This window comes from Mucilaginibacter sp. R-33, assembly GCF_049949235.1.
In the GTDB taxonomy this organism is placed as follows: Bacteria; Bacteroidota; Bacteroidia; order Sphingobacteriales; family Sphingobacteriaceae; genus Mucilaginibacter.
Genome location: NZ_CP188089.1, coordinates 2,444,658 through 2,470,739 on the forward strand (window position 1 = coordinate 2,444,658; position 26,082 = coordinate 2,470,739).

Genomic DNA, 26,082 nt, shown 5'->3' on the forward strand with positions numbered 1-26,082 from the left:
TTTATAAGGTGTTTTCATAATCCTGGTAATTTGCCTATTTTCAGTGCGGATAAAATGTAAACCCTAAACCGCCCATCTCATGATCATATACGGCACCAAAGCGAAACTATTAAAAGCTGAAATAACAAGCGACATCTGCCCAAACTGCAATACAGCCAACAGTATCCAGATGAATGTATTTCAACGCTGGGCACATATTTTCTGGATCCCGTTTTTCCCGATAGGTAAAACAGGCGTATCCCAATGCCTCCATTGCAGGCAGATTTTGAAGCTTAAGGAAATGCCTGCCTCGCTCAAATTAAGCTATGATAATATAAAGTCTCAAACTACAATACCTGTGTGGACATTTGCAGGCTGTTTCCTGATCGTTATTGGTTCGATATTTTTTTATATCAGCGAAAAGCAGAAAGCAAAAAAAGTAAACCAATGGGTTTTATCGCCACAAAAGAACGATATATTTCATATCAACCTTAAAAACGATCACTATACCCTTTACAGGGTAAATAAGGTTTCCGGCGATTCTGTTTACCTGGCCTTAAACAAATATGAATCGGACCGTGAAGAGGGCCTTGATGATATCGCGGCAAAGGGTGATACCGCCTATGATAACGCCCAGCAAGGTATTGCCAAACCATTGCTTGTGGAAATGGCCAAGGAAGGATCGATTTTGGATATTCAGCGGAAGTAATACCTTGTTAGAGATATAATATTTATTTACTAATATTATATCTCCAAAAAAATCATTCTTTTATGAAAGACCAGATACTTGATGCTTATAAACAAAATATAAAAGTATATACAGCGTATAAGGAGCGGGTTGTAAATTTATTGACGGATCTATTATCTGATCAAGAAATAGTAATTCATCAAATTAGTGGGCGAATCAAATCTTTAGAAAGTCTATCAAAGAAAATAGATGAAAAAGGAGAAAAATATACTTGCATAGAAGACATCACCGATATTATAGGGATAAGAATTATAACTTATATGGAAAGCGATGTGAATACAGTTTCCAATCTGATTGAAAAAGAGTTTATGATTGATACTCAAAACTCAATTGATAAAAGAATATTAAAAACAGATCAATTTGGGTATAGATCATTGCATGTGGTTACAATGCTAAATGAAAGTAGAAGTAACCTAAAAGAATATAAAAAATACAAGGGGTTTAAATGCGAAATTCAGATAAGATCGATCCTACAACATGCTTGGGCGGAAATCGAGCATGATTTAGGCTACAAGGGAGAAATATCTATTCCTGACCAATATAAAAGAACATTTAACAGGCTTTCCGCTTTACTTGAAACAGCAGATGTAGAATTTGATAGATTAAAAACAGAACTTAAAGAATATGAAAATAGAGTGCCTATCTTGATTAAATCAAAACCTGAAAATGTTGATATAAATGCTGCATCAATCAATTCCTTTCTAAAGACAAATGATATCTTATTAGAAGTAAAAAAGCTTATTGAGAATATAACCGGAGTTGAATTAAAGCCCATAGATAACTACGATCCTATTATGAAACTTCTAAGATTTCACGAACTTAAATCTATTGGAGATTTAAGCAAGATGTTAACTATGAATAAAGATAGGTTTTTAAGATTCGCAGAAATTTTTATTAATAATAGAATAAATAAGGGCATGGCCCCAGCTACCATTGCACCTCTTTTATATTTCCTTCATTTTTTAGCGGGTAAATCTCAAGATATTGAAAGAGCCAAAAAACACGCAAGGGCTTTCGGCATTAACAATGAAAATTTCGCAAAACAGTATATCGATTTTTATGTAGAATCTAATAAAGCTTAATATTTCCAATAAAATTAATTACACATTCCCCCAGCCCAAAGCCAAAACATCGGCAATGTGCATGGTTTGGATAGGCAGGTTATTTTTATCGATGTACCCCTGCATGTGCATTAAACATGAGGCATCAGTAGATATGATGTATTCCGCACCAACATCAAGGGCATTATTAACCTTTTGCTGCGCCATCGCGGTTGAAATGCCATCAAACTTAACGGCAAATGTACCGCCGAAACCGCAGCAGGTTTCACCGTCTTTCAGGTCAAGCAGTTCGAGGCCAAGTACCTTGGAGAGCAGTTGGCGCGGCTCATCCTTTATTTTGCACTCGCGCAGGCCGGCACAGCTATCATGATAAACGGCCTTGCCATCAAGCTCGGCGCCGAAATAATCAAACTCCAGGATATTCACCAAAAAGTCGGACAGTTCGTAGATATTCCCTTGAATGGCTCTGCATTTATTGTGAACAGCCGTATTGGTAAACAGATCGTTATAGTAATTCTTCACCATTCCGGTGCATGAAGCCGAAGGCGAAACAATAACACTGTCTTCCGAAAAATCGCTTAAAAACTTGCTTCCCACCTCTTTGGCATCATCCCAAAAACCAGCATTAAAAGCCGGCTGACCGCAGCAGGTTTGCGCCGGGTTATAACTAACCTTGCAGCCTGCTTTCTCCAACAATTTTACGGTATTAAAAGCAGTTGCCGGAAACAACTGATCTATGAAACACGGTATAAACAATTCAACCTTCATCGGCACAAATTAGTTAACGGGCGCTAAAATCCAAATTTTTATTGACGTTTCGTTCAGCCCTCAGCAAAGAAAACAACAAAACTAAGCCAACAATGAAAAATACACCCAGTACCAAAACCGAGTTTCGCGGACTGCCGGTTATTTCTTCAAAAAAACCAAAGCTAAATACCCCGCCTACTATGGCCAGCTTTTCGGTAACATCATAAAAACTAAAGAAAGATGCCGTATCGGGGATATTTTCGGGCAGATATTTTGAATACGTTGAGCGCGACATGGACTGGATACCGCCCATCACCAAACCAACCACCACTGCTATGATGTAAAACTGTGTTTGTGTATAGGTAAAGTAAGCAGCTATACAAACCGCGATCCACAGGATCACCACACTAATTAAAATCCTTACGTTACCATATTTACCCGACAGGCGCGACATCAGCGTAGCGCCCAAAATAGCTACCAATTGAATAATTAAAATGATAGTGATCAACTGCGGAGTTTCCATTTTAAGCTCTTTAGCAGCAAAACCGGTTGCCACCAGCATAATGGTTTGCACTCCCATGGAATAAAAAAAGAATGACGGTAAAAACCTTTTTAACAACGGCATTTCCTTAACCTTTTTCCAAACGTGCCCTAATTCGATAAAACCGCCTTTTATAATATGATGATTGTGGCTTTGCGCATTTGGGCTGCCCTTAGGCAATACGCTGAAGGGGATCATAGCAAAACCTATCCACCATAAGCCTACCAGCAAAAACGACAATCGGGGCGCGAAGGTTTTGTCAACAATACCAAACCACTCCCCTTTCAGCACAAATAAAAAGCAAATAAGCTGAAGCAGTACGCTGCCGATATAACCATAGGTGAAACCTTTGGCACTCACATTATCCTGCATATCAACAGTGGCAATTTCGGGCAGGTATGAATTGTAAAACACAAAGCCACCACTATAACCTATAGCCGCCAGCGCAAAGCAAATGATACCTAACTCCAGGTGGTCTTTGTCAAAGTTGAACAACGCGCAGCAGGCTGCCGAACCAAGCAGGGTAAAAAACATCATGAAGATCTTCTTATTGCCTTTATAGTCGGCTATTGATGACAATATGGGCAGCAGCAATACCATTACCAGGTAAGCGGCCGATAAAGCATAATCTGAAAGTGCTGTATTTACAAAGCTTTTACCAAAAAAGTTAACCCTGTCGCCATTGGCATGATTGGTAGTTATAGCTACATAATAAGCCGGAAAAATGGTTGAAGTGATGACAAGGTTATACGCTGAGTTGGCCCAATCAAAGAAAGCCCAGGCGCGGATGGTTTTTTTGTTGTTTTTATTTTCCATTTGCTCACTAAATGTATGCAAATTTTAGAAACTGCAAAAAAGTCCGACAATAGTACTTATCAATGTCCTCGCGGTGCATAAACAATGATACAAGCGCCTACCAATGCAATCAAAGCACCGATAATATCATAACGGTCGGGCTTAAATCCATCCACCTTCCAGGCCCAGATTAATGCCAGTACAATAAAAATACCGCCATAAGCCGCATACACCCTGCCGAAATTGGCGGTTTGCCACGTTGCTACTATACCATAAAGCGCCAGGATCACCCCGCCCGCTATACCAAACCAAAGCGGCTTACCTTCTTTTAACCAAAGCCAAACCAAATAGCCGCCGCCTATTTCAAATAAACCGGCCAGCAAAAAAAGAGCAAAAGAGCGGATAATTGCCATTATTAAAATTTGAAGTAACCACTTCGTTAAAGATATAAAAACGCCAATATTGGCCCGGGGCAATTATAAAAAAAGGCCTCCCTTTCGGAAAGCCTTGATTATTTTTTATAAAACGGGTTTAGCTCCTGTCATAAAACGCGGGTGGCTCAATACCCAAAGTGCGAAGGTAAACATAGCCCTGGCCGCGGTGATGGATCTCGTTATCAATAACGTACTGTAAAATATAATTGACTAATCCTTCGTATTGGCCAAATGCCAGTACTGTTTCCTGGAAACGCTCAGGCGTAATCTGGGGCCAATAGGTTTTTATTTCCTCAGTGGCCTCATCCCAAAGTTGCAACAGTTCCGCCTTTGTAGCCGCTGCTATTTTACCTGTATGGTGATCCAGACCTGCAATTGGGGTCCAGTTATCTGTTACAACACCTCTTACACAAGGCCCGCCCATACTAATAAACTCTTTAACCATATCGGCAAAGGGGCGCATACCACCTATCGAATAATTAAATAAGGCTTCCTCCGGAAAAGCGTCTATAACCCTGCGGGTTACCCGGCGCTGGCCAAGCCAGCTTTGTAAAAGTTGATCGGGTGTATAAACAGATGCTGCTGCAGTTTCTGTTGACTGTTGATTTGTGTTAGTTTCCATTGCTTTGAGTTTTGTTTTTGATTACAATACAAAGTAACCACACCATGGTGACAGCCCTATGTCAGCAGGAAAAAAGAAAAACTAACTAATTTGTATTTTGGATAAACTCCACCACCTGTTGCTGTTCATAATTCGATAAAGTGCCTTCCGAATAATGCCATTTAGAAGTAACATCACCCTCAAACCTGATCTGTCCTAAATAATCCGGATTTTTGTTATCATCCAGCAGCGGCTTGCTTTCACCAATTTCGGGAGCTATCTCCTGAATTTCAAAAAGTGTAGCTTCCCCATCGGCCCCACCTTTATAAAGTTTGTACAAGCCGGTGGCATTTAATTCATGATTTGTTGATTGATGCAGTACCGGCTCAATAATGATATTTCTCTGTGTGCCGTTATCGCCGGTAACGTTGTGGTTAACTGTGTGGATCATGGCTTATGTTTTTATTTATTGATAGTACAAGCCTGCCGCCAAATTGTTTAGGCCTCTACTTCAACACGCTGTTTGCGAAGTTTATTTTCTTTAAACATCAGCACGATGAGCATAATAAGGCCCAACACAAAAAAACCATCAAGGGCAAGTGTCGAGTCGCGCATCTCATTAGTCACAGCTTCCACAAAGCCAAAACAAAACAGGCCTACCACAATCGACAGCTTTTCGGTAACATCATAAAAACTGAAATATGAAGCCGTATCCGGGATGTTTTCGGGTAAATATTTGGAGTAGGTTGAGCGTGACAAAGATTGTACCCCTCCCATTACAATGCCAATGATCACCGCGGCCACATAAAACTGGGTAGAATTGGTGATAAAGTAAGCATACAAACAAATGGCCGACCAGATTGCCACCAAACCTACCAGCGTACGCACATTCCCGAATTTCTCCGATGATTTGGAGGCGATCAATGCCCCCGGCACAGCAACCACCTGGATGATGAGCACAATAGAGATCAGGGCAGCATCGGGCATGTGCAATTCTTTGGCAGCAAAGTTAGCCGCAGCCAGCATAATGGTTTGTACACCGACAGAGTAAAGGAAAAACGATACCAGGAAGCGTTTAAGCAGCGGCATGTTACGCACTTTGCCAAAAACTTTGGCAAGTTCTTTAAAGCCTCCCGTAAGTACATTATAATTATGTTTACCGGCGTTAGGTTGGCCTTTTGGCAACATGCGGAACGGGATAATGGAAAAACCTATCCACCATACAAAAACCATCAGGAACGAGATCCGCGCAGGCAGCCAGTCGTCGGTGATGCCGAACCAATTGGGCTCAAGTACTACAATGAAGCAAAGTACCTGCACTACGATACTGCCTACATAACCATAAATAAACCCTTTTGCGCTTACAGCGTCCTGCTTATCGGGTGTGGCTATTTGAGGGAGATAAGAATTATAAAATACAAAGCCGCCGCAATAACCTATAGAAGCGAGGCCAAAGCAAAGCATCGGGATTTCCAACCCTGTGCCGGGCTTAAAGAAAAACAAACCCGCGCAGGCCAGGCTACCCAGCCAGGTAAACAATTGCAGGTACGATTTTTTATTGCCCCGGTAATCGGCTATGGAAGTAAGGATGGGCAAAATTGCCGCAACTATGAGATAGGATAATCCAAGAATATAGTTTGATAAAACTGTATTAACATACCTGTGCCCCAAAAAAGTTACCATTTGGGTGTTTTTTGAATTGAATTTGGTAACCTCCACAAAATACGCGGGGAATATGGTAGAGGTGATAACGATATTATATGACTGATTGGCCCAGTCAAACATGCACCAGGCCCAAATGGTTTTCTTGTTATTTTTTGCTTCCATTACGGGCTTAAAAGTAGGGAAATTTGGTTGAGTTACATATCAGGGAAACATCATTATGAAATTTATTGTAGCTTTAGAAACAGAAGATTATAGCATGTTCACCTATCTCCATTTTACAAACCAATTCGGCTCGTATCTTTATAATGATAGCTTCCAGGCATTTTTAGCGGATACTTTTACCGACCTCAGCCCTTACAATATTTTAAAAAGCGATTACATGCGATCTGAAATATTGGGTATCGATTTGGGGTTCACCAATGAGGATGCGGTTATTGACGAAGATGAGCTGATCGTTTTAGAACCCGGCCAACCGGTATTCTCTCATCTGAATATTTACCCTAAACCGGGTATGCAAGTTGTACTCCCATTTGAGATTTCATTTGACGATACCCGCGCAGACGTTTTCAAAAAAGCAGGTGAGCCAACACAAACCAAACACGGAGATTCGCCGATACTGGATAAACCCTTCCTGGTAGACCATTACAAAATAAATAACCTTGTTTTAAGTATCGATTACGATCCGGCTGATGAGCATATTAATTTTATACAGATCAGGGACAATAACATTGTTGCGCATTTGAAATTGTAAGTCAACACTTTTTATTCATATATACCGCCTTGAAACCTTATCCTTTCTTCAACATCAAAACCCGTCCCCAGCACATATTCGCGATTGTGGCATTGTTATCAATTATACTTTCATTTTTTACGACTGCCGCAACAATAGATATCAATCTTCATGACACTTATTTCGTAGTATCAGCGGTTCATTTATACCGCCTAACAGCTTTAATATTTTTTATCGTATGGGCTACTTACACAATAATTGAACCGATATTGCCTGTAGTTTGGTTAAAATGGGGACACGTGCTGGTTACATTGATTGCGTTAATTATAATTTCTCATTTTTCCGCACAGCTATCCATCCGCGGCCCGCATAAATACTATATCGATGGCCAGATCCGGGAAGCAGTCAACATTAACACTATAATTACTATTGCAACAACCGTATTGCTGACTGCGCAATTGCTTTTTATAGCTAACTTTATGACGGGTATTGTCAAAAAGGTTTTCCTATCAAGTCATCGATATAAAAACCGGAAGATATAAACAGCATACATCTCCCGGTTATACGTATTGCCAACATTAATCAAATATTTCGGGCAGATGCTTATAGTTACCTTTCACAGTTGCCAACACCTCATCAAATTTACCGCCAAGCATCATTTTGGTCATGGAGACGGCCATTCCTTTAACCATTTTAAGTTCGATATGCGGCGGCATGGCAAGGGCAGTTCCGTCGGTATAAACATTTACTAAAACTGGTCCTGTGTGTGCAAAAGCTTCGGCTATGCCCTGCTCAAGGTCCTGCGGGTCATTAATAGTGATCCCCTTTATACCCATTGACTCCGCGACCATGGTAAAATTAGGATTGTGCATGTCCACTTCAAAATCGGGCAGGCCCATTACTTCCATTTCCAGCTTTACCATGCCAAGGCTCCTGTTATTAAATACAATGATCTTTATAGGCAGATCATATTGTTTAATAGTGGCTAAGTCACCCAACAACATAGAAATACCGCCATCGCCGCACATAGCCACAACCTGCCTTTCGGGGCAAGCCAGCGCCGCGCCGATAGCATGCGGCATAGCATTGGCCATAGATCCATGAACAAACGAGCCGATCATAGAACGCCGCCCATTAGCGCTGATATGCCTGGCACTCCAAACATTACACATCCCGGTATCGCAGGTAAAAATGGCATCAGCAGATGCATATTCGTCTACGATAGCTGCTAAAGCTTCGGGATGAATAGCATCATGTTCACCAAAATCCTTAATGTAAGCTTGCTGCTGTTCTTTTACTTTAGCATGTACATGAAGTTGCGCATCTAAAAAGCTGCTGTCGGTTTTTTCTTTAATTAAAGGGATCAACGCTTTAATTGTAGATTTTATATCACCGTAAAGCCCCATCGTTAGTTTTGCGCGGCGACCAAGATTTTCGGGCTTGATGTCAATCTGCACTATCTTTTTATCCTGGGGATAAAAAGGCGTGTAAGGAAAATCGGTGCCAAGCAGGATAACCAAATCGCTTTCATGCATGCTATGATACGCAGCAGGCAAGCCAAGCAGGCCGGTCATACCTACCTCGTATGGGTTATCATGCTCCAAAAACATTTTACCACGGAACGAATAACCAACCGGCGCCTTGATCAGTGCCGCCAGTTCAACTACCTCATCATGGGCGTCGGCGCAACCAATACCGCCAAAAATGCAAACTTTAGGGTGACGATTGATCAGATCGGCCAGTTTTACTAACTCTTCCCATACCGGGGTAATGTTGGCTTTGCAAAAAAAGTTATTTACCGACGAATCGATTTCAACAGCATCCTCCCCTGCCACATCGCCCGGTAAACCCAATACGCCAACCCCTTTGCGCTGAATAGCGGTTTGGATAGCCGCCTGTGCCATACGGGGTACTTGCTTGTTGTTGGCAGCCACCTGGTTATAGTAACTGCAGTCATCAAAAAGCTTGATAACATTGGTTTCCTGGAAGTAGTTACTGCCAAACTCTTTAGTAGCACAGGTAGATGCTATGGCTAAAACAGGTGCTCCTGACCGGTGAGCATCATAAAGGCCATTCACCAGATGCACATGCCCGGGACCACTGCTTCCTGCACAACAGGCAAGCCCGCTCAGTTGCGCATCGGCCGAAGCTGCAAAAGCGCCTGCTTCTTCATTGCGTACGTGGATCCATTTTAATTCGGGCGTTCTGCGTACGGCATCATTAAGTTCGTTTAAACTATCGCCGGTAATGGCGTAAATACGTTTGATGCCGGCCTGTATCAGCATTTCTACAAGTTGCTCGGCTACTTTTTTTGACATGTTTGGGTTGTTTAGCGTTAGTGATGTGGTAATTTACTATCCATAACACCAAACACGTGCCATTTGTTAAGCAATTAACAGTCAAATATTTGCAATTAAGATAGTTTTTTGAGCTTTTTGATATATCGCGATTTCACGATAATGAATGATATATCGCAATCTAACCGGATTCGCAACGGATGTTTTTTTCATGATCATAGTTTTGAAATAGAATGACTGATACCTAATGAAAAGGTGCGCGGAGGGGCCGCCGTATAAGTATCCCCATAGCTATTTCCAGTCACAGTAGTTGCATATAGCTTATTGGTCAGGTTCATTACATTAAACCAAACTTCCAGTCCCTTCGCGCTGCCGCTGCTGATGCGATAGGCAGTGCGTAAATTAAAAAGATCATAACCGCTGTAGGTTTTGGTATTAGCTGCATTTGTAAAGTATTTACCCAAATGTTGCCATTCAACACCGGTTCTGAAGCCAGCGATAAAAGCGGGTTTCCAGGTAATCTCCGAATTAGCAATCCATTTTGGCGCATTGGTCATTTGATGACCGTCATAGCCGATGGATTTTCCGGCACTAATTTCACTGTATTTATTAAAGGTATGGGACGCAAACGTTCCACCGATGCGAAAGGCAAGGCTTTTTACGGAGCCAACCAGTAGGTTATACTCTAAGCCTTTGTGGGTAGTAGCAGCAGCGTTGGCATATTGTGTAGTATTGTCTGCCTGGAGCAAGCTGATGATCTCATCTTTCCCCTGCAGGTAATAAGCAGTTAGCTCAAACCTGATCTTTTGGGAGAACAATGATGTCCAGCCGCCCAGTTCATAATTGTTATAAGTGGCCTGTTTAAGCGGTGTTAATTGCCTGGAATTGTAAAGGGTATTAGTTTCAGGCGGCTGAAAGCCCATACTGAAATTGGCATACACGCCGCGCCCCTTCTGCAGGTCATAAGTTACGCCAAGCTTGGGCGCCAATACATCATATCGATTATGCTCCTGTTGTTTGTACTTGGTTTTTAAAGGAGGCAGCTGGTTGTCAAAATTGTAAATGAGCAGGTCATAACGCAGTCCGGCAGTAATTTTTATCCGCTTAACCGGCTCTGCCATATACTGTACATAGGATGCGGCATTAAAAAGATGAATCTTATAATTATCAATCAGCGAATCAGTGTTAATATAACCGGTATAATACTGAGCGGTATTATCTTTTTTAATATTCAGGAAGTTAGCATAAAACGAACTTGGGCTATTATCCAGGTAAATGCCTGCGATCAATTGTGAGTGCATAAAATTTAACTTTACGGTATGCTGGGCAAGCAAGCCAAAGCTGTAAAAACTCAGCTCATTTAATTGACCTGTTGACTTTATGTATTGACCCTTATTGTTGCGGACATCCGAAATGTAATAGCTGGGTAATTGCCCGGTGGAATTGTTTCTGTAAAAAAGCGTTAGAAAGGTGTGATTATCATCATTCCAATTATGATCAAGACGACTGCTGGCCCGGAATGCGTTCACCCTACGGTAGGCAAAACGCTGATTACTACTGTAAGATCGGTTATAGAAACGTGTACTGTCAAGGTTTCCGGGTGTTTGTGTGTTAAGATAATTATAGGTACCATATACTGTTAGCTTACTGTCGGCCCCCAGCGGATAACTAACTTTAGCAGAAAGCGAATACTTATCAAAATCAGTATAATCCTGCCAGCCTTTTTCCTGGTGTGTGGCATAACCTGCCATATAAAACCCAACTTTTCCTGCCGTGAGGCCTCCCTGAATACCAGCCCGCAGGTAATGGTATTTATCTCCCTGTACATTGATTTGCCCTGCCGGGGTTACGGGCTCTTTTGCCGTATTGAAGTTAACAGCCGCACCTATTGAGTTACTGCCATATAAAGACGAAGCTGGCCCCTTAATCACCTCAATATCCCGGATACCATCGGTATTGATCTCATATAAAACGTTATGATTGAATATCCCCGTCGGTCGGATCGGGATACCATCTTCCATGTAAAGGTAGAGCGCGTTGTAAGTAATCGGTTGGCGAATGGCCATGGTATGCTGCTCATTACCGAGGTTCACCATATATACCCCCGCAACTTTATTCAACAATTGATAAGGAGCGGTTGCATGCGCTTCGCGGATGGTATTTGAACTTATCTTGCTGATTGCAGCCGGTATATCCTTGCGGGGCTGCTCCTGGCGGCCCGCCGTTACCACCACCTCCTCCAGGCCGGCAATCACCGGTTTTAGTTGAACTGAGAGCGAGCTATCGCACCTGATACAGCAAGTACCATAACCAGTACAGCTAACCATCAGGGAATCAGCTTTATTTGTATGCGCCAACATAAATTTGCCTGATAAATCCGTTGAGGTACCCAGCTTACTTCCTTTGACACGGATACTGGCACCGACAACGGGTGCCTGGGTTTGGGCGTCGACAACAACACCCCGTATTTTTTGCGCTGATGCCTGTAAAGTAAAGGCAATAGCAAAGCAGAACACGATAAAGTATTTCATTTTTAAACATCTTCTTGTTAAACCAAAATTGAATTTGCTCAGGAGAGCATGTAGCGGTAAACTGAAGACGTAGCGGGGGGCCGAAAGATAGCTCCGAGCGGGCGAAGCAGCAGGGCGAAGCTTACCAGGGAGGTAAAAATGGCCAGCAGTTTGATGTGTACAGTAAATTGATTAACGCCGTGATAATAAGCCTCAAAAATGATTTCTTTAGCGGTTCGGTTTTCGTTGCTTTTCTCTTCGCTATTAGCCTTTTTAAGCTGTTTGCTCAGGAAACACCTGCCGTTGCAGTGTAGCATGGGCCTTGCCTTATTGGCGCAAAGTTTTGCCGCGATATAATCCTGGTTGAGCCGGAATCCCGCATAAAGCCAAAGCGAGTTCAGGTTCATAACCAGCACCGAGAACAGGAGTAATATGGCGGTGAAACGGCGGAACATCTTACAGATCTTTTTTGGAGAAAATTTTAAGCGCCAGTAGTACGGGTAAAACAGACCAGATAAATAGCATCGAAACACTGAAGGCAATGCCTGTACCGCTTCCGAAAAACTGTCGGTAAAGCGCGCCGGTGTAACCCATCAGAGCAGAAATATCCAGTTTTAACAAGATCATGATCCTTGCCAGGTCTACGGGATTTAAAGCCGTGAGCACAATCATGGCTTTTTCCAACGGATAATCGCTAAAGGTGAACAGGAACAACAGCACCAAAGCATCATAAATAATGGCCGCATAGAACCAAATCATTAGCGCAAGCCCAATCCCCTTTGATTTATCCCTGGTTTTGGTGGAAGCCCAGAAAGCGAGTGAAGTAAAACTTAAGGTTACCAAACCTCCGGCAACCATTAAGGTGATGCCCGTAGCTGAGAGTGCAAACAAAGCAACCGGCAGGCAAACTCCGAGCACAAAAGCCCCGAGGATAGAGCTGCTGATGCCGAGGTATTCTCCCAATAAAATATCCCTGCGTTTGATAGGCTGGGAAACAAGCAATTCGGTAAACTCCGCGGCGTTGAAATAATAGGTGGTTGCATAGATAATGCTGACCAGCGGCACAATGATCATCACAATGGTTGTAATACTTACCAGTCCTTTAATCACATCGCTGTCTGACAGGAAGATCACCGTACAAATGGTAGCGAGCAACAACGTGTAGGCAATGAGTACCTTACTGCGTATGATGTCGAGAATAATATATTTGGCTATCTTAAACATGTTCTTCAGTTAATAATCGGGTCAATATTTTACCCAGTCTCTGCTCACCTGTCTCCATTTGCAGCGCAGCCAGCGGCTCATAAAATTTGATCTTGCCTTCATAAAGGTACATCACGGTATCGGCTAACTCCTCCGACTCTGAAAGGATATGCGAGGTGATGATCACAAGCCTGTTATTTGCTTTTTCGGCAAGGATCTTTTGTTTTAAAATCTCGGTGGCAAAGGGATCAAGGCCCGCTGTGGGTTCGTCGAGTATCAGCACGTCAGGATTAAACATAAAAGCAAGGGCGGCGCTCACTTTCTGCCTGGTACCTCCGGAAAGTGTCCTCATAGGCTTATGGTACATACTTTTGAGCCGGTAAGCCTCAATCAGGTCTGTATCAGGTATTTTATTGCAGTTACGAATATCAAGCATCATGTCAAACAACTGGCCAATCTTCATATTGTCCGGGTAACGCCCGATCTGCGGCATATAGCCGATGTATTTTTTGTAATCAAAAGTGTTGTTGACTCTGGTCCCTCGAAACCGGATGTCGCCTTCGTCGGGTATAACCATACCGAGTATACTTTTGATCATGGTTGTTTTTCCGGAGGCGTTCGGCCCCAAAACAGACACAACGTTGCCGCTTTCAAAATGACAACTAATATCTTTTAGCACCTGCAATTTGCCAAATGTCTTTTTAATGTGGCTTAATTCAATTAACGTGTCCATGGTTTCATTTTAGGGTTTATATCTTTAACAGATTCAGGGGTAAGAGATGGGATAGCCCGTTCAACCTTATCTAAAAGATTGACCATAAAACTCCGCATCAACACCACGCTTTGCGGAATTTGCTCCATTATCTGCGCATAGAGGCTAACCGGCCGGTAGGGTACATCACCGGTGCCATCTTTATTCAGATCGTAACCTTCATACTTGTCCCAGTAGTTCTGATCAAATTTATTAAGGTTGAGCACCCCGTTGGTTGTCACATCAAAAGAGTTCGACTCGAAATTATTCCGCTCAAACCTGCCGTTTTCACAATTGGCCAGTATACGCATAGCCCAACCATTATTGATGAAGGTATTATCGTTAGCCGTCATGAGGTTGCAACCCTCCATATAAATACCCGTCGTATTCCTAACGAAACGGTTGCCAACAATTTGGGACCGGGTAATATCTTTCAGCAGCAAACCATAAATGGAGCTTCCCCAGTTTTCAATAAACAAATTATCAAACATTCGTATCCGTTTGGAATACATCACCGCGACACCTGATCCGTTATTGCGAAAAGTGTTTTTTTGATACAGATCATCGTCCGAAAACATGAAGTGCAGCCCATACCTAAAGTTCCGTTCACTGGTATTACTGATGATCCTGCTCTTTTTAACAAATTCAAAGTAGATACCGTCGCGGTGGCGGGTAGAATAATTATTCATAATGATAACATCATGACATTGCCAGGCATGAATGCCGTTACCGGCCGTAAGCTCGGTGCCAGTGCCATTGGTTGTATTACCAATAACAGACACATGATCGCAATCGGACAGGTAAATCCCAAAAAAGTTATTGATTAACCTGTTATTACTGATCGTAACATTGTGTACCTTATGCAGGCGGATGCCGGCATAGTCGCGCATCGAACCGGTTTTAGAGTTTTTGAGCACAAAGCCGCTGAACGTAACACCATTCGCCAGGATAGTCACTACCTCTTCTTTATAATTTGCGTCCAGCACAGGATACCCATCGCCAATGATGGTCAGTCTTTTGGTGATAAGTGTATTGTACGAATAATAATACCCCTTCTTCACCTTGATCGTATCACCATCGGCAGCCTCAGCGACAGCTGCCTTTAAATCAGGCAAGGCAGTATCCACGGCCACTACAAGTGTACGTGCATGCGAAGCAACAGTTACCGCCACGGCAAAAAGACAAATGAGTGAGATCCTTTTCATGCAATCTTTTATTTAACAAGTTCATTCCAGGTCAGCAGTTTCCCGTTTCCCAGAAAGGTTTTCGCCTCTTGTTCGGAAGCAAGGGCAGCGAGGTTACCGCCCATCGGAGAACTGATCTTTTGGTCATGTATATAGGCACATTTGCGGGCATCCATAAGTGTACCGCCTGACTTGTAGTTTACAACAAGGTAAGTATCTGCATCGCCAAACTGCCCACGTTTTTCGCTGATGTAACCCAGCATACACTCTGCAGAATCGAACTTATAAATCTTGCCTTTGGAAGTTACGATCTCTGCACCGAACTTACGGTCCATAATTGTCATCATACAGTGTACGCAGGCATCTTTTCCATATTGCAGGGCCTCAGGCTTTTGACTGCAGGCGGTGATCCAAAGTGCCAGCAGCACGATCATTCCTCTCTTTTTCATTTCTTTTACCATTTCTTATTTCGATGTATAATGTAACGGCGGTAATTATTCCGGCCAGGCCGATCAGCATCCCCCCCGTAGCAGGAAAAGACCCTGCCAGGAAGTTCAGAAGTTGTTTATACCCAATCAGCGGAGGTTGATAATACATGCCTTCAACTTTAATGGCTGCATGAGGATCAAGATTGTGCCCATAGTTGTATTCCCACAGGTAAAAATCAATAAATCCGGCAGCGGCAAAAACGATCATCAGCGCCAGCAAGCCAATCAGCAGTTTTCTGCTGCCTTTTACTGAAGCAACCGACCCGATCAGGATCAGTAACCCGAACACACAGGGGGCAATCTTAAATTCGGCAAAGTTCTGCGGGTCGATATGCTGCATGCCGATATAATGGTTAAGCCCATTGATCTGCAGCACGTTTCCTGTGATACCATTCAGCCATATATCCATACTCAGGCCCTCGGGGTATTGTGGTGCGGACAAGGTAATCTCCCATAAAGGAAGAAAATACGCTGTTAGCAGCAGCACCATGGCTGCAGCTATTGCTATTCTTGAACCGGTTTTCATATTATTGGTATTAATGGGAGGACACAGGGTCCTCCCGTTGAATAAAAGATTTGTTACCTTGCCGCGAGGTTTTCTCCCAGGTGGAAAGTAAGTGGTACGTTTGAGCCTTTAGGCGATACCCTAAAGTAACCAGACATCTCCTGGTGCAATGCAGAGCAGAAGTCAGTACAATAGAATGGGAAAATACCAGTCCGGTCAGGTGTCCATTTCAGTGTGGCGGTCTCGCCCGGCATGATCAATAATTCTGAGTTATTGGAACCTTTGATGGCAAAGCCGTGCGGAACGTCCCAGTCCTGCTCCAGGTTGGTCACATGCACATACACATCATCACCCTGATTTATGCCTTCTATATTGTCCGGGGCCAGGTGAGACCGGATAGCAGTCATGTATACATCCACCCGGTTGCCTTTTCTTACTACGCGGGCTTCTTTCTCTGATTTGGCAGCGTATGGATTATCATTCTCTTCCAGTTTAAAAAACTTCACAGAATTTTTCTCTATTTTCTCCGCCGGTATGGTCTGCGCGTAGTGCGGCTCACCAATGGTCGGGAAGTCAAGCAATAGTTTCATCTTGTTGCCGGTAATGTCAATCAACTGGGCAGATTGCGTTAGCTCAGGACCGGTGGGCAGATAACGGTCTTTGGTGATCTTGTTCAGCGCAATCACATATTTACCATATGGATGCCTGGAATCGCCGCCCGGTACCGAAAGGTGGCCGATAGAATAATAAGTTGGAATACGATCGATGATCTCACGTGTGTCCACTTTCCATTTTACAATCTCTGAAGACACGAACATGGACGTATAAGCATAACCTTTACCGTCAAATTCGGTATGCAGCGGACCTAAACCCGGCTTTTGCACTTCACCTTCCAATACAGTATTATATTTCAATACCGGAATACCGTCAAAGTCCCCTTCAAATTGTTTTTGGTCAATAGCACCAAGCATCTTCTTAAACGAAAATACAGGAATCACCGCGGCCAGTTTACCGCTGGCTACAAAGTATTCGCCGTTGGGTTCCACGTCAACACCGTGAGGTGATTTTGGGCAGGGAATATAATAGATCAGTCCCGGATAATCTTTTACATCCAGCATGGTCACGTCGTTTTCCATGGTTGAAGTAGCTGAGTGCGTGCGCTCGTTATAGAGGTTATGCGCGTATTTAGCAGGCGCTTTATGCCCCTTGCCCTGGGCCACCAACTCTTCTGCTTTTTTCCAGTTCACCGCCATGATAAAGTCCTTATCGCGTTGACTGGCATTAACTTCAAGTAAGGTATTAGCTTGCTCTGTATTATAACAGGTAAAGAAGATCCAATCATGTGAGGGGCCTTTGCCGGCATGTGCCAGGTCATAGTTAAAGCCAGGAACAATCAATTGAAAGGCAATGTTCATGCGGCCTGTGTTCTTATCTACCTTGATAAAAGTCGCGGCACCTTTGAACTTCTTTTTGAAATCACCTATCGATACATCCTTATCTCCATCAAGCGGTACGCTAAAACGAGTGTTACCTACTATATACTCGGTATTTTCTGTACAAAATGGAGAGGCGTGGTTACCGGCAACGTTTGGTAACTCCAGAATTTCTTCCGTTTTGAAAGTTGCCAGGTTGAGACGGGCAATGCGTGGCGTGTTATTACCGTTGATAAAAAGCCAGCGGCCATCATCTTCGCCATTGGTTTTGGAAAATTCAGGATGGTGCGTGTCGTCCCAGGGCACAAATCCGTGCGAGGTGTTGAGCATTGGTTTGGTCTCTTCTGAGTAGCCATAACCATTTTCCGGGTTCTGGGAAAACACAGGTATCACTTTAAGCAACCTTCCGGAAGGAATGCCATACGCTGCAATCTGGCCGCTGAAGCCACCGGAGGCGAACATGTACAATTCATCATGCTTGCCGGGCGCTACGTATACTTTTTTGGCAGCATCTTCATCGGTGGCTGCCTGCCCCGTTTTACCTGCTTTACAACCGCTGGCAATGGCAATCGCCCCCAGTCCCGCTAACAACAGGGTAGTTTGTGTAATTCGTTTCATGGTTTAAACATATAAAGAGGTTATTGATCGTTTTTTCTCAAATACTCAAGTATCTGTCGGGTTTCATCGTCACTTACATTCTGAAAACTCATTTGAGTCAGATATTTTGCTAAAAGTGCTTTACCCACGGGGTCTTTTTGTTCCATTTCTATCGGATTGGTGATCTGGTTCATGATCCATTCCGGCGTACGGCGTTTGGTTACCCCTTTCAGACCGGGCCCAACCACCTTCTGATCGGTGATCTGGTGACAGGCGGAGCACTTGGCAGTAAAAACTCCTTTGCCTTTGTCGGCCATTGCATTGTCAATTGTGCCGATCTCCACGCTTGTGAATTTACCTACGCCCTTGCTGTCACTTTTGGCGGCGGGGTCAACGTCTGCTGAAGATGCGGCCGAACTATTTTCGGCATTGGCAGCCGGAGCAGATTCCGTTGCCTGTTTATCACCCCCATTGGAAGGGCCGCAAGCGGCCAAAAGGGCCATACCTCCTATAAAGGCGGCCCGGATAAAGCTGGTTGAAATTTTCATTATTTTCATGTTTATAATACTTCGAAATTGCTTTATTAATTTTGACTATTTCATGATTCAAATCATGTTTTTTTAGTGATATATCTCATTTAAATAGCATTTTATATGATATATAATATATCTATATAGCTTCCACCCCAAAGCACCTCTATAAATAAAGACATTTTTATCTTTTATTATTTTAAACTTGTCCCCTCTTGTTTGTTGAATAATTTTTTTTATTTTAAAACGAACTTATTTTGCTGGTAATCGCTTACCAGGTCTCGAAGGGATTTTTTGTTAAATTCGAGGAGCAGTTGTGTCCGTACCGTCTTGATTTCGTCGTGCACCGGACAAGGCTTCGTGTCGGAACAGTTTTTAAGTCCAAGTATGCAGGCATTGAATAGCCCGTCCCCTTCAATAGCCCGAATAATATCAATCAGGTAAACCTTGGCGGAGTTTTCAATATAAAAACCACCGTGCGGACCTTTACTGGAGGAAATGACGCGCTTTCGGGATAACCCCTGCAGGATCCTGGCAGTGAAATGGACAGGTGCACCTATCGCTTCAGCGACCTCTGAGATGCCGGTCTTTTCTTTGGTCAAGGTCTTATAACCAACATATACTGCCGCCCTGATGGCATATTCACATGATTTAGATAATAACACTACTATCCTTTCAACTTAAAACCTATAATTGAGAATTATCTTTTAACTGCTGTTCGAGTTGAACCGACTTCGGAAACAAAATATTATTTTCGAGGTGTACATGTGTGTGCAGGTCATTTTCAAACTCCTGCAACTTTTGGAAAAGGATACGATACGAGGTACAGGCATCTTCCGGAAGCGTATAGTTATTTGTCATTTGCCTGATCTCTTCGAGTTCTTCTCCTGCTCCTTCGTGCTCCATCTCCATCATTTGAATGGGATTCATAACCCCTCCAAACGGTGCCGGCAACACAGCGGTACCTAATTCCCGGGCTGTCACCATATCCCTGATATAAGGAAAAAGGATGCGTTCCTCTTTAATCATGTGCATGCTCAGTTCCTGTGCCACCGTAGCGAATACGTTAGCCACCACAATCAATTCGGGGTGTTTGTCCCCATGTACACGCGCCACTTTTGTTGCAAGTTCACCAATAAAGGGAATATTGTCACGTACATATTTATGATGGACATTTACTACGTAGTCACTTAAAAAATCAAGAGCCCAGTCCTGAAAATTATGCGCATTTACATATTCTCCGTTATCCGCCGACTGCAGTACGAGCTTCACTTCTTCAACGGCAAGCCCTTTTTTCACGCAGGCTTCTGTTAATGTTTTTTTGCCGCCGCAGCAGAAATCAATGCCGAGTTTTTTGAAAACCATCGCCTTCCTATAGTCTTTAGCAACAATCTCACCAATTGTCTCTTCCTGGTTATGCGGGTTCTTTTTACCAATCAGAACCCTCCAAACCTCCGGGCCGCTCATCAGATATTCCCAGTTAAAGATCTGTCCGCGCTCTGCCAGCAACTGATAATAAAGCGGTTTGGGGTCATGATCATTGTGAATGATCAATTCCTCACCACCGGTCAGTTCATCGAATCTCTTAAAAATAGTGGGATGTTTTAGTTTTGGTTCAATGACCGTTACATCCAAAATTTGTGTTTCCATTTGTTATTAATTTAATAGAAGACAAATTTATCCTTTATTATTGTTCTTGTATATTTTAGGCTGTTCTTTTTTCGTAAATGTGATAACAATCAATTTTTAAAGCGCAAAAGTGACCGCGCTCATTAGCTCCGGCTGAAACTTTGAAAAGCCTTGCCGTAATTTCAGTAAAAAATAGTCATGGCATGTTACCCCGATATTTGAGGCAAATTACCGGGCGTTCAACCGAAGGGAAATCAGATCATGTCCAGGCACTTCCGGATACAGCTGATAAGCTCAGCTTCGTCATATGGTTTAATGAGATAGTTTTGTATTCCCATCACTTTTGCTATGTCCTGGTCCTTCTTTTCGGAAAGTGCGGTAGTAAAGATGAAGGGGATGTTTTTTTTAAGGGAATCCTCTTGAAGCTGATTGAACACATCGTATCCACTAATACCCGGCATAATTACATCCGAAATAATCAAGTCCGGGTGTAAATCAGTCAGGTCCAATCCTGCCTCGCCGCAGTCGGCAACCAGCACTTCGAAACCGTAAAGCTCCAACAGCTCTGCTGCGTTTTCCCGAATGTCCTGGTTGTCTTCGATTAGGAGAACTTTGTTTTTCATATCCGGCGTGTTAATCCAAAAATAAATATTTGAATCTGATTTTACACGCTAACTGCCTCGCTTTTTTTTGAACTACCTAAAATTAGCAGCACAAAATAGCCGACCCCGCATAGCAGCAACAGTATGGATAGCAACAATAATTGGGGCTCGACATCCTGAACTATTATTCCGACAAGTTTTAAGGCGGGTTCAACAAATAATATCACGAGATATGCGAAAGTCAACACTATATAACTTCCGTTTATGATCTGCAATTTTTTTCCGGCGCCGAAAAAGCCGGCTTGCTTAAACTGATCGAGTATGACTGGTGTCACGATGCCCAATGTCAGCAAATGAATATAGCCAATGATGATATTACGGTCACTGAAAGCCCATTTGCCAATGACGGGAATACATACCAGGGCTTGAAAAACGGTTTTTAAGGTGATGGCCAAAAATGCAACTTTTAACAGCAAAGGCAGTTTCAGCAGCCGCGTTTTCCGACCCTGCCATATCATAAACCACGCAGTAAGATTACCCGCAGCCGCAATTCCGGCTATCAGAAAAACCCAACCGGCAGGGTTGCTCCACAAGGTAAAAATTAAATACAGCGGCAGGTTCGACCAGATTAATAGTTGATATACCCAACGCTGCGGATTGGTTGGGCACATATTGAAATAAGTGATTTCAACTAACGCAATGGCCGCCAACTGCATCCAGCCATTCAACTGAAAATGCAGGTAAACATAAATTGCATCCTGGTACACTGCCGTGCCTTTTAATCCCATAACCATAAGCGGCCCCAGGGCTAAAGGGCCCAGTGAGGAAAAGCAGAGAAAAAACAAAGCGCCAAGGGTCAATTGGCGCGCGCCTTTTGAAAGTTGCCGTGTTTCCTTTAAACTTTTTAGAAACTGCCGGGTAAAATAATAAGTACTTAAAATAAAAAACGTCGAAAAAATAATAGAGACTGTTTTGTAGCCCTGAAAGGAGAAACTAACCAGCATGCCATAAGCACTTACGAGTGTTGCATTAAGGGCATACAGGAACTTCCGGCGTCTTTGAACAGGCGAAACCCGTCCGGCCAATAGCATGGCCAATCCAAGAAAGGCCCACCCGGCAAAAGCGAAATGCGAGTGAGCATGCAGCAAAAAAATATAGTTTAAATGAGGCACAAAGGCAATATGCATCAGCCTGAGCACCACGCCAAAAACAGCAAGCACCACAAAGCTGCCTCCTGCCCAATAATGATACCTGCCTTTACTTATCCAGTCCATTATCCCCACAACTGTTTTTTGCCTTCTTCGGTAATATTATCAAAGCCCCATGCTGGCTCCCAGGTGAGTTGCACATCTGTCTTGTAGTCCACAAATCTGGCTTCGAGGCAATTGGCCACCCCCTGCAAAATGGCTTCCCCCACCGGGCAACTGGGTGACGATAAGGTCATTACCACCACCAGCATCCTCGCTGTGCTATTTGCCCTGATAGTATAAACAAGTCCCAAATCAATGATATTGACATGAAGTTCAGGGTCAATAATGGATCGTAAGCGCTCCCATGCTTCCATTTCTATGTAGGTATCAGGATTGGTAACGTCAAAGCTATGCATGGCCGGTTGTTTTTTTGTGGGTAAGGACCCTGGTTAAATTTAAAAGATAGCAAAGCGCCGTTAACAGCAGGCAACCTGAGGCAATACGCGCAGGCGTAGCCAGGCCGGATAACGCCATAGTGATCATGGATAATATAAAACCGGTAAAGGCAATACCCTGGATGATCAGTAATTTTTGACTGTATAGATCCGAAGGTAAAGGTGTAGGTTCTTTACCGGTGCCCGGGCCATAAATTTTTAACCAAACCAGGAAAGGCAAAGTTTTAAACGCCTGCCCCAGGATCAGCAAAGAAAGCCAGCCCATTAGCACCAATAGCCCGTATAGTTTAGTAAGCGCAATGCCTTGTGTTATATTTTGAACATGCGCGTTAATAATAAGCGGCTGTATCAGCAATGCAGCCAGCAGCAATATAAAAGACAACATGGTGTACATCATAGGTAAATCCAACCTTCTTTTCATTCGTGACCGGTAACATTGGATTAAATAAATGAAATATATGATAAACGCTGCAGTTGGAAGCAGTGCGATGAGATAGGTCCGGTTGTTGATACCTTCCAGGTACGTATCGATCACAAATGCAAGCAGGCCGCCATTCAGCAGATAATAAACCCAATCAAGCAGCCGCAAATTCTGTTTGCGGGACACCAGGAACATTGGCACCAATTTACTGCTTACTCCTATCACTAACAATAAAAACCAGCCTCCCATTCCCATATGCGCATGGAGCCTTAAAAACTGAAGGTGATCCTGTGGCAAAAAGGCGTAACGGAGGTTGAATACCAGCAGAACCCCAAGAACACCGGTGGCCAGCAACCAGATACAGGAAGTATTGATCATTTCCTGATGAATGTTCTCCTTTTTGTTCTTTAATCTTTTTCCTGTTAGAAAAATGACAATGGTAAAGCCAAGCATGCCGGTTAGCAGCAGCAGTGCCCCTCCCTGCATACATAAACCTGGTTCAAAACGCCAGAAAGAACAAACCAACAGGACAAGCCCGCTCAAAAAAGCGACGAATGATAGCCAGGGCAAACGATAGCCTGACAATCCTGTTTCAAGTATGACCGGTACCAGTTGATACGCTGCACCGAAAATAACCATAGTAACCCAGCCCAGCGCGGCAAGATGGGTAATGGCTAATAATTTCGGCTGAAAATAGTGCCCGGCAAAATCTGCCGACGCAAAGAAAAACAAGACACCGATAAGCACAAAACAAACCGCTGAAGCCAGGTAGTGAGCCCTTACAATAGGGTATAATTCGGGATGCTGTTTAGTGATCATATTCATGGCTTATAGATAAACAGGATAACTGCATCCGCTGTTTCCATGATGCGAAAGTCAAAACCTCTTTCTTTTAATACCGGGAGCAGATGAACAGGGACTTTTCGATGCCGGACATACAAGGCTTCAGTGGTTTTCAGCGTTTCCAGCTTGTCCAGGATCATAGTCATAGGCTTAGGCATTTGGAAAGGCCTGACATCCATAATGTACAATTGATAGGCTTTCATAAGTTCCGTGAGCCCATCTGCTTCAACCGATAATTCCGATATATCCATTATAAGCTCATCAGGTTGGGCCTCATTCTTTAGGAAATAAGTATTCACAAGTTCCGGTCCGGCGATGTCCATAAACGAACGGTATCCCTTATTTTCCAGGAGGTTGATTAACGGGACAGGTTCAAAAGTATTGATCACTTTTAGCACCTCGCCGTTTTTAAGCCCGGCCGCCGCTGTAAGGATCATTTTTAAAGGGTCATTTCCTGCCGCCAAAATCGGTCTGACATCAAGATCAATAATTTTAGTAAAAGAAGCGGCAAGGGGAAGTGGTAACCTGTCAACTTCAACAGCTTCGTGCGCCGCTTTAAATCCAAGCGGTTTAAGGACGTCAAAAAATTCATTCAGCGAGCAGCCTGCTATCCTGCAAGCCTGAGCAACGGATACCCGTTTGGCTAAAACCTTTCTGAGCACAGGGTTTTTCAGCCGGTTAAAATTTTTATTGGGTTCGGTAAGTTTTTGGATTATCAGCTCTTCGTTATACTTCAGCAGATCACTTATTAGGCTATTAGCATTCAATACAATGTGTATTTCTGACGGTTCCATTTTTTTATGAGTTAGTGGACAAATGTAAATAATAAAAGACAAAATTATCTTTTATTATTTAGAAAGGTGACGTAAAGATTACGTTTACCCGGCTACGATATTTTTTTTTGTCAGTCACCCATCGATCAAATGGCTGCCAACAATTGGTTTCCTGTTCTCTCTCTGCCCAGATTATCTACGCTATTTGTAAAAAAGCCCCTATCTCCTAAAATAAACTTTCAAAATGGTCCGATGCTATGGCAGTTGATCTTCTCCCTGATTTCCTTCTGGTTTCCCTGCACTTGTTAGTAATTGTGATCATTTTTTAAGCTGATCAACGTCATGTTGAAGTTTAAAGCCATTCTTGATCTTTGTTTTTAAGAAACCGCCGATAAAAAAGCAGAACAGGTTGCACTGTTTAACTGCGCTATTTACGGTACAAAGGGTCTTCTACTTTTACGAGCCCGTATTTAATGGTTTTATGAATATTAACAAAACAACCAGTCACCCATATGAAAACTATAATTGCTGCAACAGACTATTCGCCGGCTGCTGAAAACGCGGTAACCTATGCCGCCGCTTTGGCCAAACATTTCAACTACAGGCTCCTGCTTTTTAATGCCTTCAGCTTGTCCCTGCACGAATCGAATACGCTCCTGCCAGCTTCAACTGTAAGTGAACTGGAGGCAAAGAATCAAGACCGGCTTGCACAACAAGCAGCAATAACTGCACTGATTCACGACATCACTGTCAGTTGTGAAACCAGTTATACGCCGGTTACAGATGAATTACAAAACCTGGTAAAAAAGCACAATGCTTCGCTGGTAGTGCTTGGCATGGCCCCTGAAAGCCAGGATCAATGGGTTTTAGGCAATACAACTACAACTGCCATCAAAAATTTGGCTTTCCCTGTACTGGTCGTCCCCATTGGCGCCCGGTTCAAAGGGCTAAAGAAAATCATGCTGGCATGTGATGTGGCTAATGACCAGCCCGTACAGTTACTTTCCATGATTCGGAATGAAGTTATTGCTTTCGAATCGCCGGTGGAGATTTTTTATGTTAATAAAGAAGCCGCTGAAATAAAACCTGTTCAGGACACAGTAGCGCATAATTTCCAGGCAGCTGGTATTGATTGTGTTTATAGAGAAACTAATTCAACTAAAATTGTTGCCGAATTAAAAAAGGAGCTTATAAATTGTGGCGCCGAGTTGTTGATCATGATCCCCAAAAAGCACGGCTTTTGGTCTTCACTCCTTCACCGAAGTAAAACCCGCCAAATGGCTACCGGGCTGAACATACCGTTACTTGCTGTTCCGATGAGTTCATGAACTTAAGTGATGATCCCCAGAATTATAAAATATTTGCCTGGG

The 26,082-nt window shown here is 43.2% G+C and carries 28 protein-coding genes; 5 read left to right on the forward strand and 23 right to left on the reverse strand.

Annotated features, from left to right (window positions below; genetic code table 11):
- Positions 1-79: 79 nt before the first annotated feature.
- The gene (locus ACP26M_RS10305; protein WP_426588558.1) at positions 80-688 is read left to right on the forward strand and encodes a hypothetical protein; all 609 of its coding nucleotides are present in this window, start codon (positions 80-82) and stop codon (positions 686-688) included.
- A gap of 62 nt (positions 689-750) precedes the next feature.
- Complete coding sequence (locus ACP26M_RS10310; protein ID WP_426588560.1) at positions 751-1,809, forward strand: GTP pyrophosphokinase; 1,059 nt, start codon at positions 751-753, stop codon at positions 1,807-1,809.
- 18 nt (positions 1,810-1,827) lie between these two features.
- On the opposite strand, the gene ACP26M_RS10315 is transcribed toward ACP26M_RS10310, so the two are convergent.
- The 6 genes from ACP26M_RS10315 to ACP26M_RS10340 all read right to left on the reverse strand — a co-directional run bounded on the left by ACP26M_RS10315 (position 1,828) and on the right by ACP26M_RS10340 (position 6,733).
- Entirely contained in the window at positions 1,828-2,556 is a 729-nt protein-coding gene (locus ACP26M_RS10315) for a (Fe-S)-binding protein (protein ID WP_090525250.1), read from the reverse strand.
- A gap of 13 nt (positions 2,557-2,569) precedes the next feature.
- Positions 2,570-3,892 (reverse strand): MFS transporter, encoded by a 1,323-nt coding sequence (locus ACP26M_RS10320; protein ID WP_090525248.1) that lies wholly within the window; start codon positions 3,890-3,892, stop codon positions 2,570-2,572.
- A 59-nt stretch (positions 3,893-3,951) separates the two neighbouring features.
- Complete coding sequence (locus ACP26M_RS10325) at positions 3,952-4,284, reverse strand: YnfA family protein (protein ID WP_175489927.1); 333 nt, start codon at positions 4,282-4,284, stop codon at positions 3,952-3,954.
- Between the two features lie 118 nt (positions 4,285-4,402).
- The gene (locus tag ACP26M_RS10330) at positions 4,403-4,927 is read right to left on the reverse strand and encodes a DinB family protein (protein ID WP_176624396.1); all 525 of its coding nucleotides are present in this window, start codon (positions 4,925-4,927) and stop codon (positions 4,403-4,405) included.
- A gap of 85 nt (positions 4,928-5,012) precedes the next feature.
- Positions 5,013-5,357 (reverse strand): hypothetical protein, encoded by a 345-nt coding sequence (locus tag ACP26M_RS10335; protein ID WP_090525244.1) that lies wholly within the window; start codon positions 5,355-5,357, stop codon positions 5,013-5,015.
- A 47-nt stretch (positions 5,358-5,404) separates the two neighbouring features.
- Positions 5,405-6,733 carry an MFS transporter gene (locus ACP26M_RS10340; protein WP_426588564.1) on the reverse strand — a complete coding sequence of 443 codons (1,329 nt, stop codon included), beginning with the start codon at positions 6,731-6,733 and terminating at the stop codon, positions 5,405-5,407.
- A 55-nt stretch (positions 6,734-6,788) separates the two neighbouring features.
- On the opposite strand from ACP26M_RS10340, the gene ACP26M_RS10345 reads away from it, so the two are divergent.
- Together ACP26M_RS10345 and ACP26M_RS10350 are read left to right on the forward strand one after the other, a co-directional pair.
- Positions 6,789-7,322 (forward strand): hypothetical protein, encoded by a 534-nt coding sequence (locus ACP26M_RS10345; RefSeq protein ID WP_426588566.1) that lies wholly within the window; start codon positions 6,789-6,791, stop codon positions 7,320-7,322.
- 29 nt (positions 7,323-7,351) lie between these two features.
- Positions 7,352-7,843, forward strand: a complete 492-nt coding sequence (locus ACP26M_RS10350; RefSeq protein WP_426588568.1) for a hypothetical protein — start codon at positions 7,352-7,354, stop codon at positions 7,841-7,843.
- Between the two features lie 36 nt (positions 7,844-7,879).
- Here ACP26M_RS10350 and ACP26M_RS10355 read toward each other — a convergent pair whose 3' ends face one another.
- From ACP26M_RS10355 to ACP26M_RS10435, 17 genes are all read right to left on the reverse strand, one after another.
- Positions 7,880-9,619: a thiamine pyrophosphate-dependent enzyme gene (locus tag ACP26M_RS10355; protein WP_090525233.1), complete on the reverse strand. Its 1,740-nt coding sequence runs from the start codon at positions 9,617-9,619 to the stop codon at positions 7,880-7,882.
- Positions 9,620-9,813: 194 nt separating this feature from the next.
- The gene (locus tag ACP26M_RS10360; protein ID WP_426588570.1) at positions 9,814-12,129 is read right to left on the reverse strand and encodes a TonB-dependent receptor domain-containing protein; all 2,316 of its coding nucleotides are present in this window, start codon (positions 12,127-12,129) and stop codon (positions 9,814-9,816) included.
- A 38-nt stretch (positions 12,130-12,167) separates the two neighbouring features.
- Positions 12,168-12,563 carry a hypothetical protein gene (locus ACP26M_RS10365; protein WP_426588572.1) on the reverse strand — a complete coding sequence of 132 codons (396 nt, stop codon included), beginning with the start codon at positions 12,561-12,563 and terminating at the stop codon, positions 12,168-12,170.
- A gap of 1 nt (position 12,564) precedes the next feature.
- Positions 12,565-13,332, reverse strand: coding sequence for an ABC transporter permease subunit (locus ACP26M_RS10370; RefSeq protein ID WP_090525226.1), 768 nt, complete (start codon positions 13,330-13,332; stop codon positions 12,565-12,567).
- Positions 13,325-14,044: an ABC transporter ATP-binding protein gene (locus ACP26M_RS10375; protein WP_426588575.1), complete on the reverse strand. Its 720-nt coding sequence runs from the start codon at positions 14,042-14,044 to the stop codon at positions 13,325-13,327. The genes ACP26M_RS10370 and ACP26M_RS10375 overlap by 8 nt, the downstream gene beginning before the upstream one ends.
- The gene (locus ACP26M_RS10380) at positions 14,032-15,267 is read right to left on the reverse strand and encodes a nitrous oxide reductase family maturation protein NosD (RefSeq protein ID WP_426588577.1); all 1,236 of its coding nucleotides are present in this window, start codon (positions 15,265-15,267) and stop codon (positions 14,032-14,034) included. Before ACP26M_RS10380 ends, ACP26M_RS10375 begins: the two co-directional genes overlap by 13 nt.
- A gap of 8 nt (positions 15,268-15,275) precedes the next feature.
- Complete coding sequence (locus ACP26M_RS10385) at positions 15,276-15,695, reverse strand: nitrous oxide reductase accessory protein NosL (protein ID WP_175489926.1); 420 nt, start codon at positions 15,693-15,695, stop codon at positions 15,276-15,278.
- The gene (locus tag ACP26M_RS10390; RefSeq protein ID WP_426588579.1) at positions 15,631-16,260 is read right to left on the reverse strand and encodes a hypothetical protein; all 630 of its coding nucleotides are present in this window, start codon (positions 16,258-16,260) and stop codon (positions 15,631-15,633) included. The genes ACP26M_RS10385 and ACP26M_RS10390 overlap by 65 nt, the downstream gene beginning before the upstream one ends.
- Before the next feature lie 53 nt (positions 16,261-16,313).
- Complete coding sequence (gene nosZ / locus ACP26M_RS10395; RefSeq protein ID WP_426588581.1) at positions 16,314-18,290, reverse strand: Sec-dependent nitrous-oxide reductase; 1,977 nt, start codon at positions 18,288-18,290, stop codon at positions 16,314-16,316.
- Positions 18,291-18,310: 20 nt separating this feature from the next.
- On the reverse strand, positions 18,311-18,817 hold the full coding sequence (locus ACP26M_RS10400; protein ID WP_426588583.1) for a c-type cytochrome: 507 nt from the start codon (positions 18,815-18,817) through the stop codon (positions 18,311-18,313).
- A 218-nt stretch (positions 18,818-19,035) separates the two neighbouring features.
- Positions 19,036-19,464 carry an RrF2 family transcriptional regulator gene (locus tag ACP26M_RS10405; RefSeq protein WP_354482468.1) on the reverse strand — a complete coding sequence of 143 codons (429 nt, stop codon included), beginning with the start codon at positions 19,462-19,464 and terminating at the stop codon, positions 19,036-19,038.
- Between the two features lie 22 nt (positions 19,465-19,486).
- Positions 19,487-20,449 carry an iron-sulfur cluster repair di-iron protein gene (gene ric / locus ACP26M_RS10410; RefSeq protein WP_426588585.1) on the reverse strand — a complete coding sequence of 321 codons (963 nt, stop codon included), beginning with the start codon at positions 20,447-20,449 and terminating at the stop codon, positions 19,487-19,489.
- A 233-nt stretch (positions 20,450-20,682) separates the two neighbouring features.
- Positions 20,683-21,051, reverse strand: a complete 369-nt coding sequence (locus ACP26M_RS10415; protein WP_426588587.1) for a response regulator — start codon at positions 21,049-21,051, stop codon at positions 20,683-20,685.
- A gap of 41 nt (positions 21,052-21,092) precedes the next feature.
- Complete coding sequence (locus ACP26M_RS10420) at positions 21,093-22,304, reverse strand: hypothetical protein (protein WP_426588589.1); 1,212 nt, start codon at positions 22,302-22,304, stop codon at positions 21,093-21,095.
- Positions 22,304-22,636: a metal-sulfur cluster assembly factor gene (locus ACP26M_RS10425; RefSeq protein ID WP_426588591.1), complete on the reverse strand. Its 333-nt coding sequence runs from the start codon at positions 22,634-22,636 to the stop codon at positions 22,304-22,306. Before ACP26M_RS10425 ends, ACP26M_RS10420 begins: the two co-directional genes overlap by 1 nt.
- Complete coding sequence (locus ACP26M_RS10430; RefSeq protein ID WP_426588593.1) at positions 22,629-23,921, reverse strand: hypothetical protein; 1,293 nt, start codon at positions 23,919-23,921, stop codon at positions 22,629-22,631. The genes ACP26M_RS10425 and ACP26M_RS10430 overlap by 8 nt, the downstream gene beginning before the upstream one ends.
- Positions 23,918-24,733: a DUF2249 domain-containing protein gene (locus ACP26M_RS10435; protein ID WP_426588595.1), complete on the reverse strand. Its 816-nt coding sequence runs from the start codon at positions 24,731-24,733 to the stop codon at positions 23,918-23,920. The genes ACP26M_RS10430 and ACP26M_RS10435 overlap by 4 nt, the downstream gene beginning before the upstream one ends.
- Positions 24,734-25,224: 491 nt before the next feature.
- Between ACP26M_RS10435 and ACP26M_RS10440 the strand changes: the two genes are divergently transcribed.
- Positions 25,225-26,040 (forward strand): universal stress protein, encoded by an 816-nt coding sequence (locus tag ACP26M_RS10440; protein WP_426588597.1) that lies wholly within the window; start codon positions 25,225-25,227, stop codon positions 26,038-26,040.
- The last annotated feature ends 42 nt before the right edge of the window (positions 26,041-26,082 follow it).

Bases quoted from the DNA above. Each gene is read 5' to 3' on its own strand.
- ACP26M_RS10305 (WP_426588558.1), top strand. From the start codon at position 80: ATGATCATATACGGCACCAAAGCGAAACTATTAAAAGCTGAAATAACA.
- ACP26M_RS10310 (WP_426588560.1), top strand. From the start codon at position 751: ATGAAAGACCAGATACTTGATGCTTATAAACAAAATATAAAAGTATAT.
- ACP26M_RS10315 (WP_090525250.1), bottom strand. From the start codon at position 2,556: ATGAAGGTTGAATTGTTTATACCGTGTTTCATAGATCAGTTGTTTCCG.
- ACP26M_RS10320 (WP_090525248.1), bottom strand. From the start codon at position 3,892: ATGGAAAATAAAAACAACAAAAAAACCATCCGCGCCTGGGCTTTCTTT.
- ACP26M_RS10325 (WP_175489927.1), bottom strand. From the start codon at position 4,284: ATGGCAATTATCCGCTCTTTTGCTCTTTTTTTGCTGGCCGGTTTATTT.
- ACP26M_RS10330 (WP_176624396.1), bottom strand. From the start codon at position 4,927: ATGGAAACTAACACAAATCAACAGTCAACAGAAACTGCAGCAGCATCT.
- ACP26M_RS10335 (WP_090525244.1), bottom strand. From the start codon at position 5,357: ATGATCCACACAGTTAACCACAACGTTACCGGCGATAACGGCACACAG.
- ACP26M_RS10340 (WP_426588564.1), bottom strand. From the start codon at position 6,733: ATGGAAGCAAAAAATAACAAGAAAACCATTTGGGCCTGGTGCATGTTT.
- ACP26M_RS10345 (WP_426588566.1), top strand. From the start codon at position 6,789: ATGAAATTTATTGTAGCTTTAGAAACAGAAGATTATAGCATGTTCACC.
- ACP26M_RS10355 (WP_090525233.1), bottom strand. From the start codon at position 9,619: ATGTCAAAAAAAGTAGCCGAGCAACTTGTAGAAATGCTGATACAGGCC.
- ACP26M_RS10360 (WP_426588570.1), bottom strand. From the start codon at position 12,129: ATGAAATACTTTATCGTGTTCTGCTTTGCTATTGCCTTTACTTTACAG.
- ACP26M_RS10365 (WP_426588572.1), bottom strand. From the start codon at position 12,563: ATGTTCCGCCGTTTCACCGCCATATTACTCCTGTTCTCGGTGCTGGTT.
- ACP26M_RS10370 (WP_090525226.1), bottom strand. From the start codon at position 13,332: ATGTTTAAGATAGCCAAATATATTATTCTCGACATCATACGCAGTAAG.
- ACP26M_RS10375 (WP_426588575.1), bottom strand. From the start codon at position 14,044: ATGGACACGTTAATTGAATTAAGCCACATTAAAAAGACATTTGGCAAA.
- ACP26M_RS10380 (WP_426588577.1), bottom strand. From the start codon at position 15,267: ATGAAAAGGATCTCACTCATTTGTCTTTTTGCCGTGGCGGTAACTGTT.
- ACP26M_RS10385 (WP_175489926.1), bottom strand. From the start codon at position 15,695: ATGAAAAAGAGAGGAATGATCGTGCTGCTGGCACTTTGGATCACCGCC.
- ACP26M_RS10390 (WP_426588579.1), bottom strand. From the start codon at position 16,260: ATGAAAACCGGTTCAAGAATAGCAATAGCTGCAGCCATGGTGCTGCTG.
- nosZ (WP_426588581.1), bottom strand. From the start codon at position 18,290: ATGAAACGAATTACACAAACTACCCTGTTGTTAGCGGGACTGGGGGCG.
- ACP26M_RS10400 (WP_426588583.1), bottom strand. From the start codon at position 18,817: ATGAAAATTTCAACCAGCTTTATCCGGGCCGCCTTTATAGGAGGTATG.
- ric (WP_426588585.1), bottom strand. From the start codon at position 20,449: ATGGAAACACAAATTTTGGATGTAACGGTCATTGAACCAAAACTAAAA.
- ACP26M_RS10415 (WP_426588587.1), bottom strand. From the start codon at position 21,051: ATGAAAAACAAAGTTCTCCTAATCGAAGACAACCAGGACATTCGGGAA.
- ACP26M_RS10420 (WP_426588589.1), bottom strand. From the start codon at position 22,304: ATGGACTGGATAAGTAAAGGCAGGTATCATTATTGGGCAGGAGGCAGC.
- ACP26M_RS10425 (WP_426588591.1), bottom strand. From the start codon at position 22,636: ATGCATAGCTTTGACGTTACCAATCCTGATACCTACATAGAAATGGAA.
- ACP26M_RS10430 (WP_426588593.1), bottom strand. From the start codon at position 23,921: ATGAATATGATCACTAAACAGCATCCCGAATTATACCCTATTGTAAGG.
- ACP26M_RS10435 (WP_426588595.1), bottom strand. From the start codon at position 24,733: ATGGAACCGTCAGAAATACACATTGTATTGAATGCTAATAGCCTAATA.
- ACP26M_RS10440 (WP_426588597.1), top strand. From the start codon at position 25,225: ATGAAAACTATAATTGCTGCAACAGACTATTCGCCGGCTGCTGAAAAC.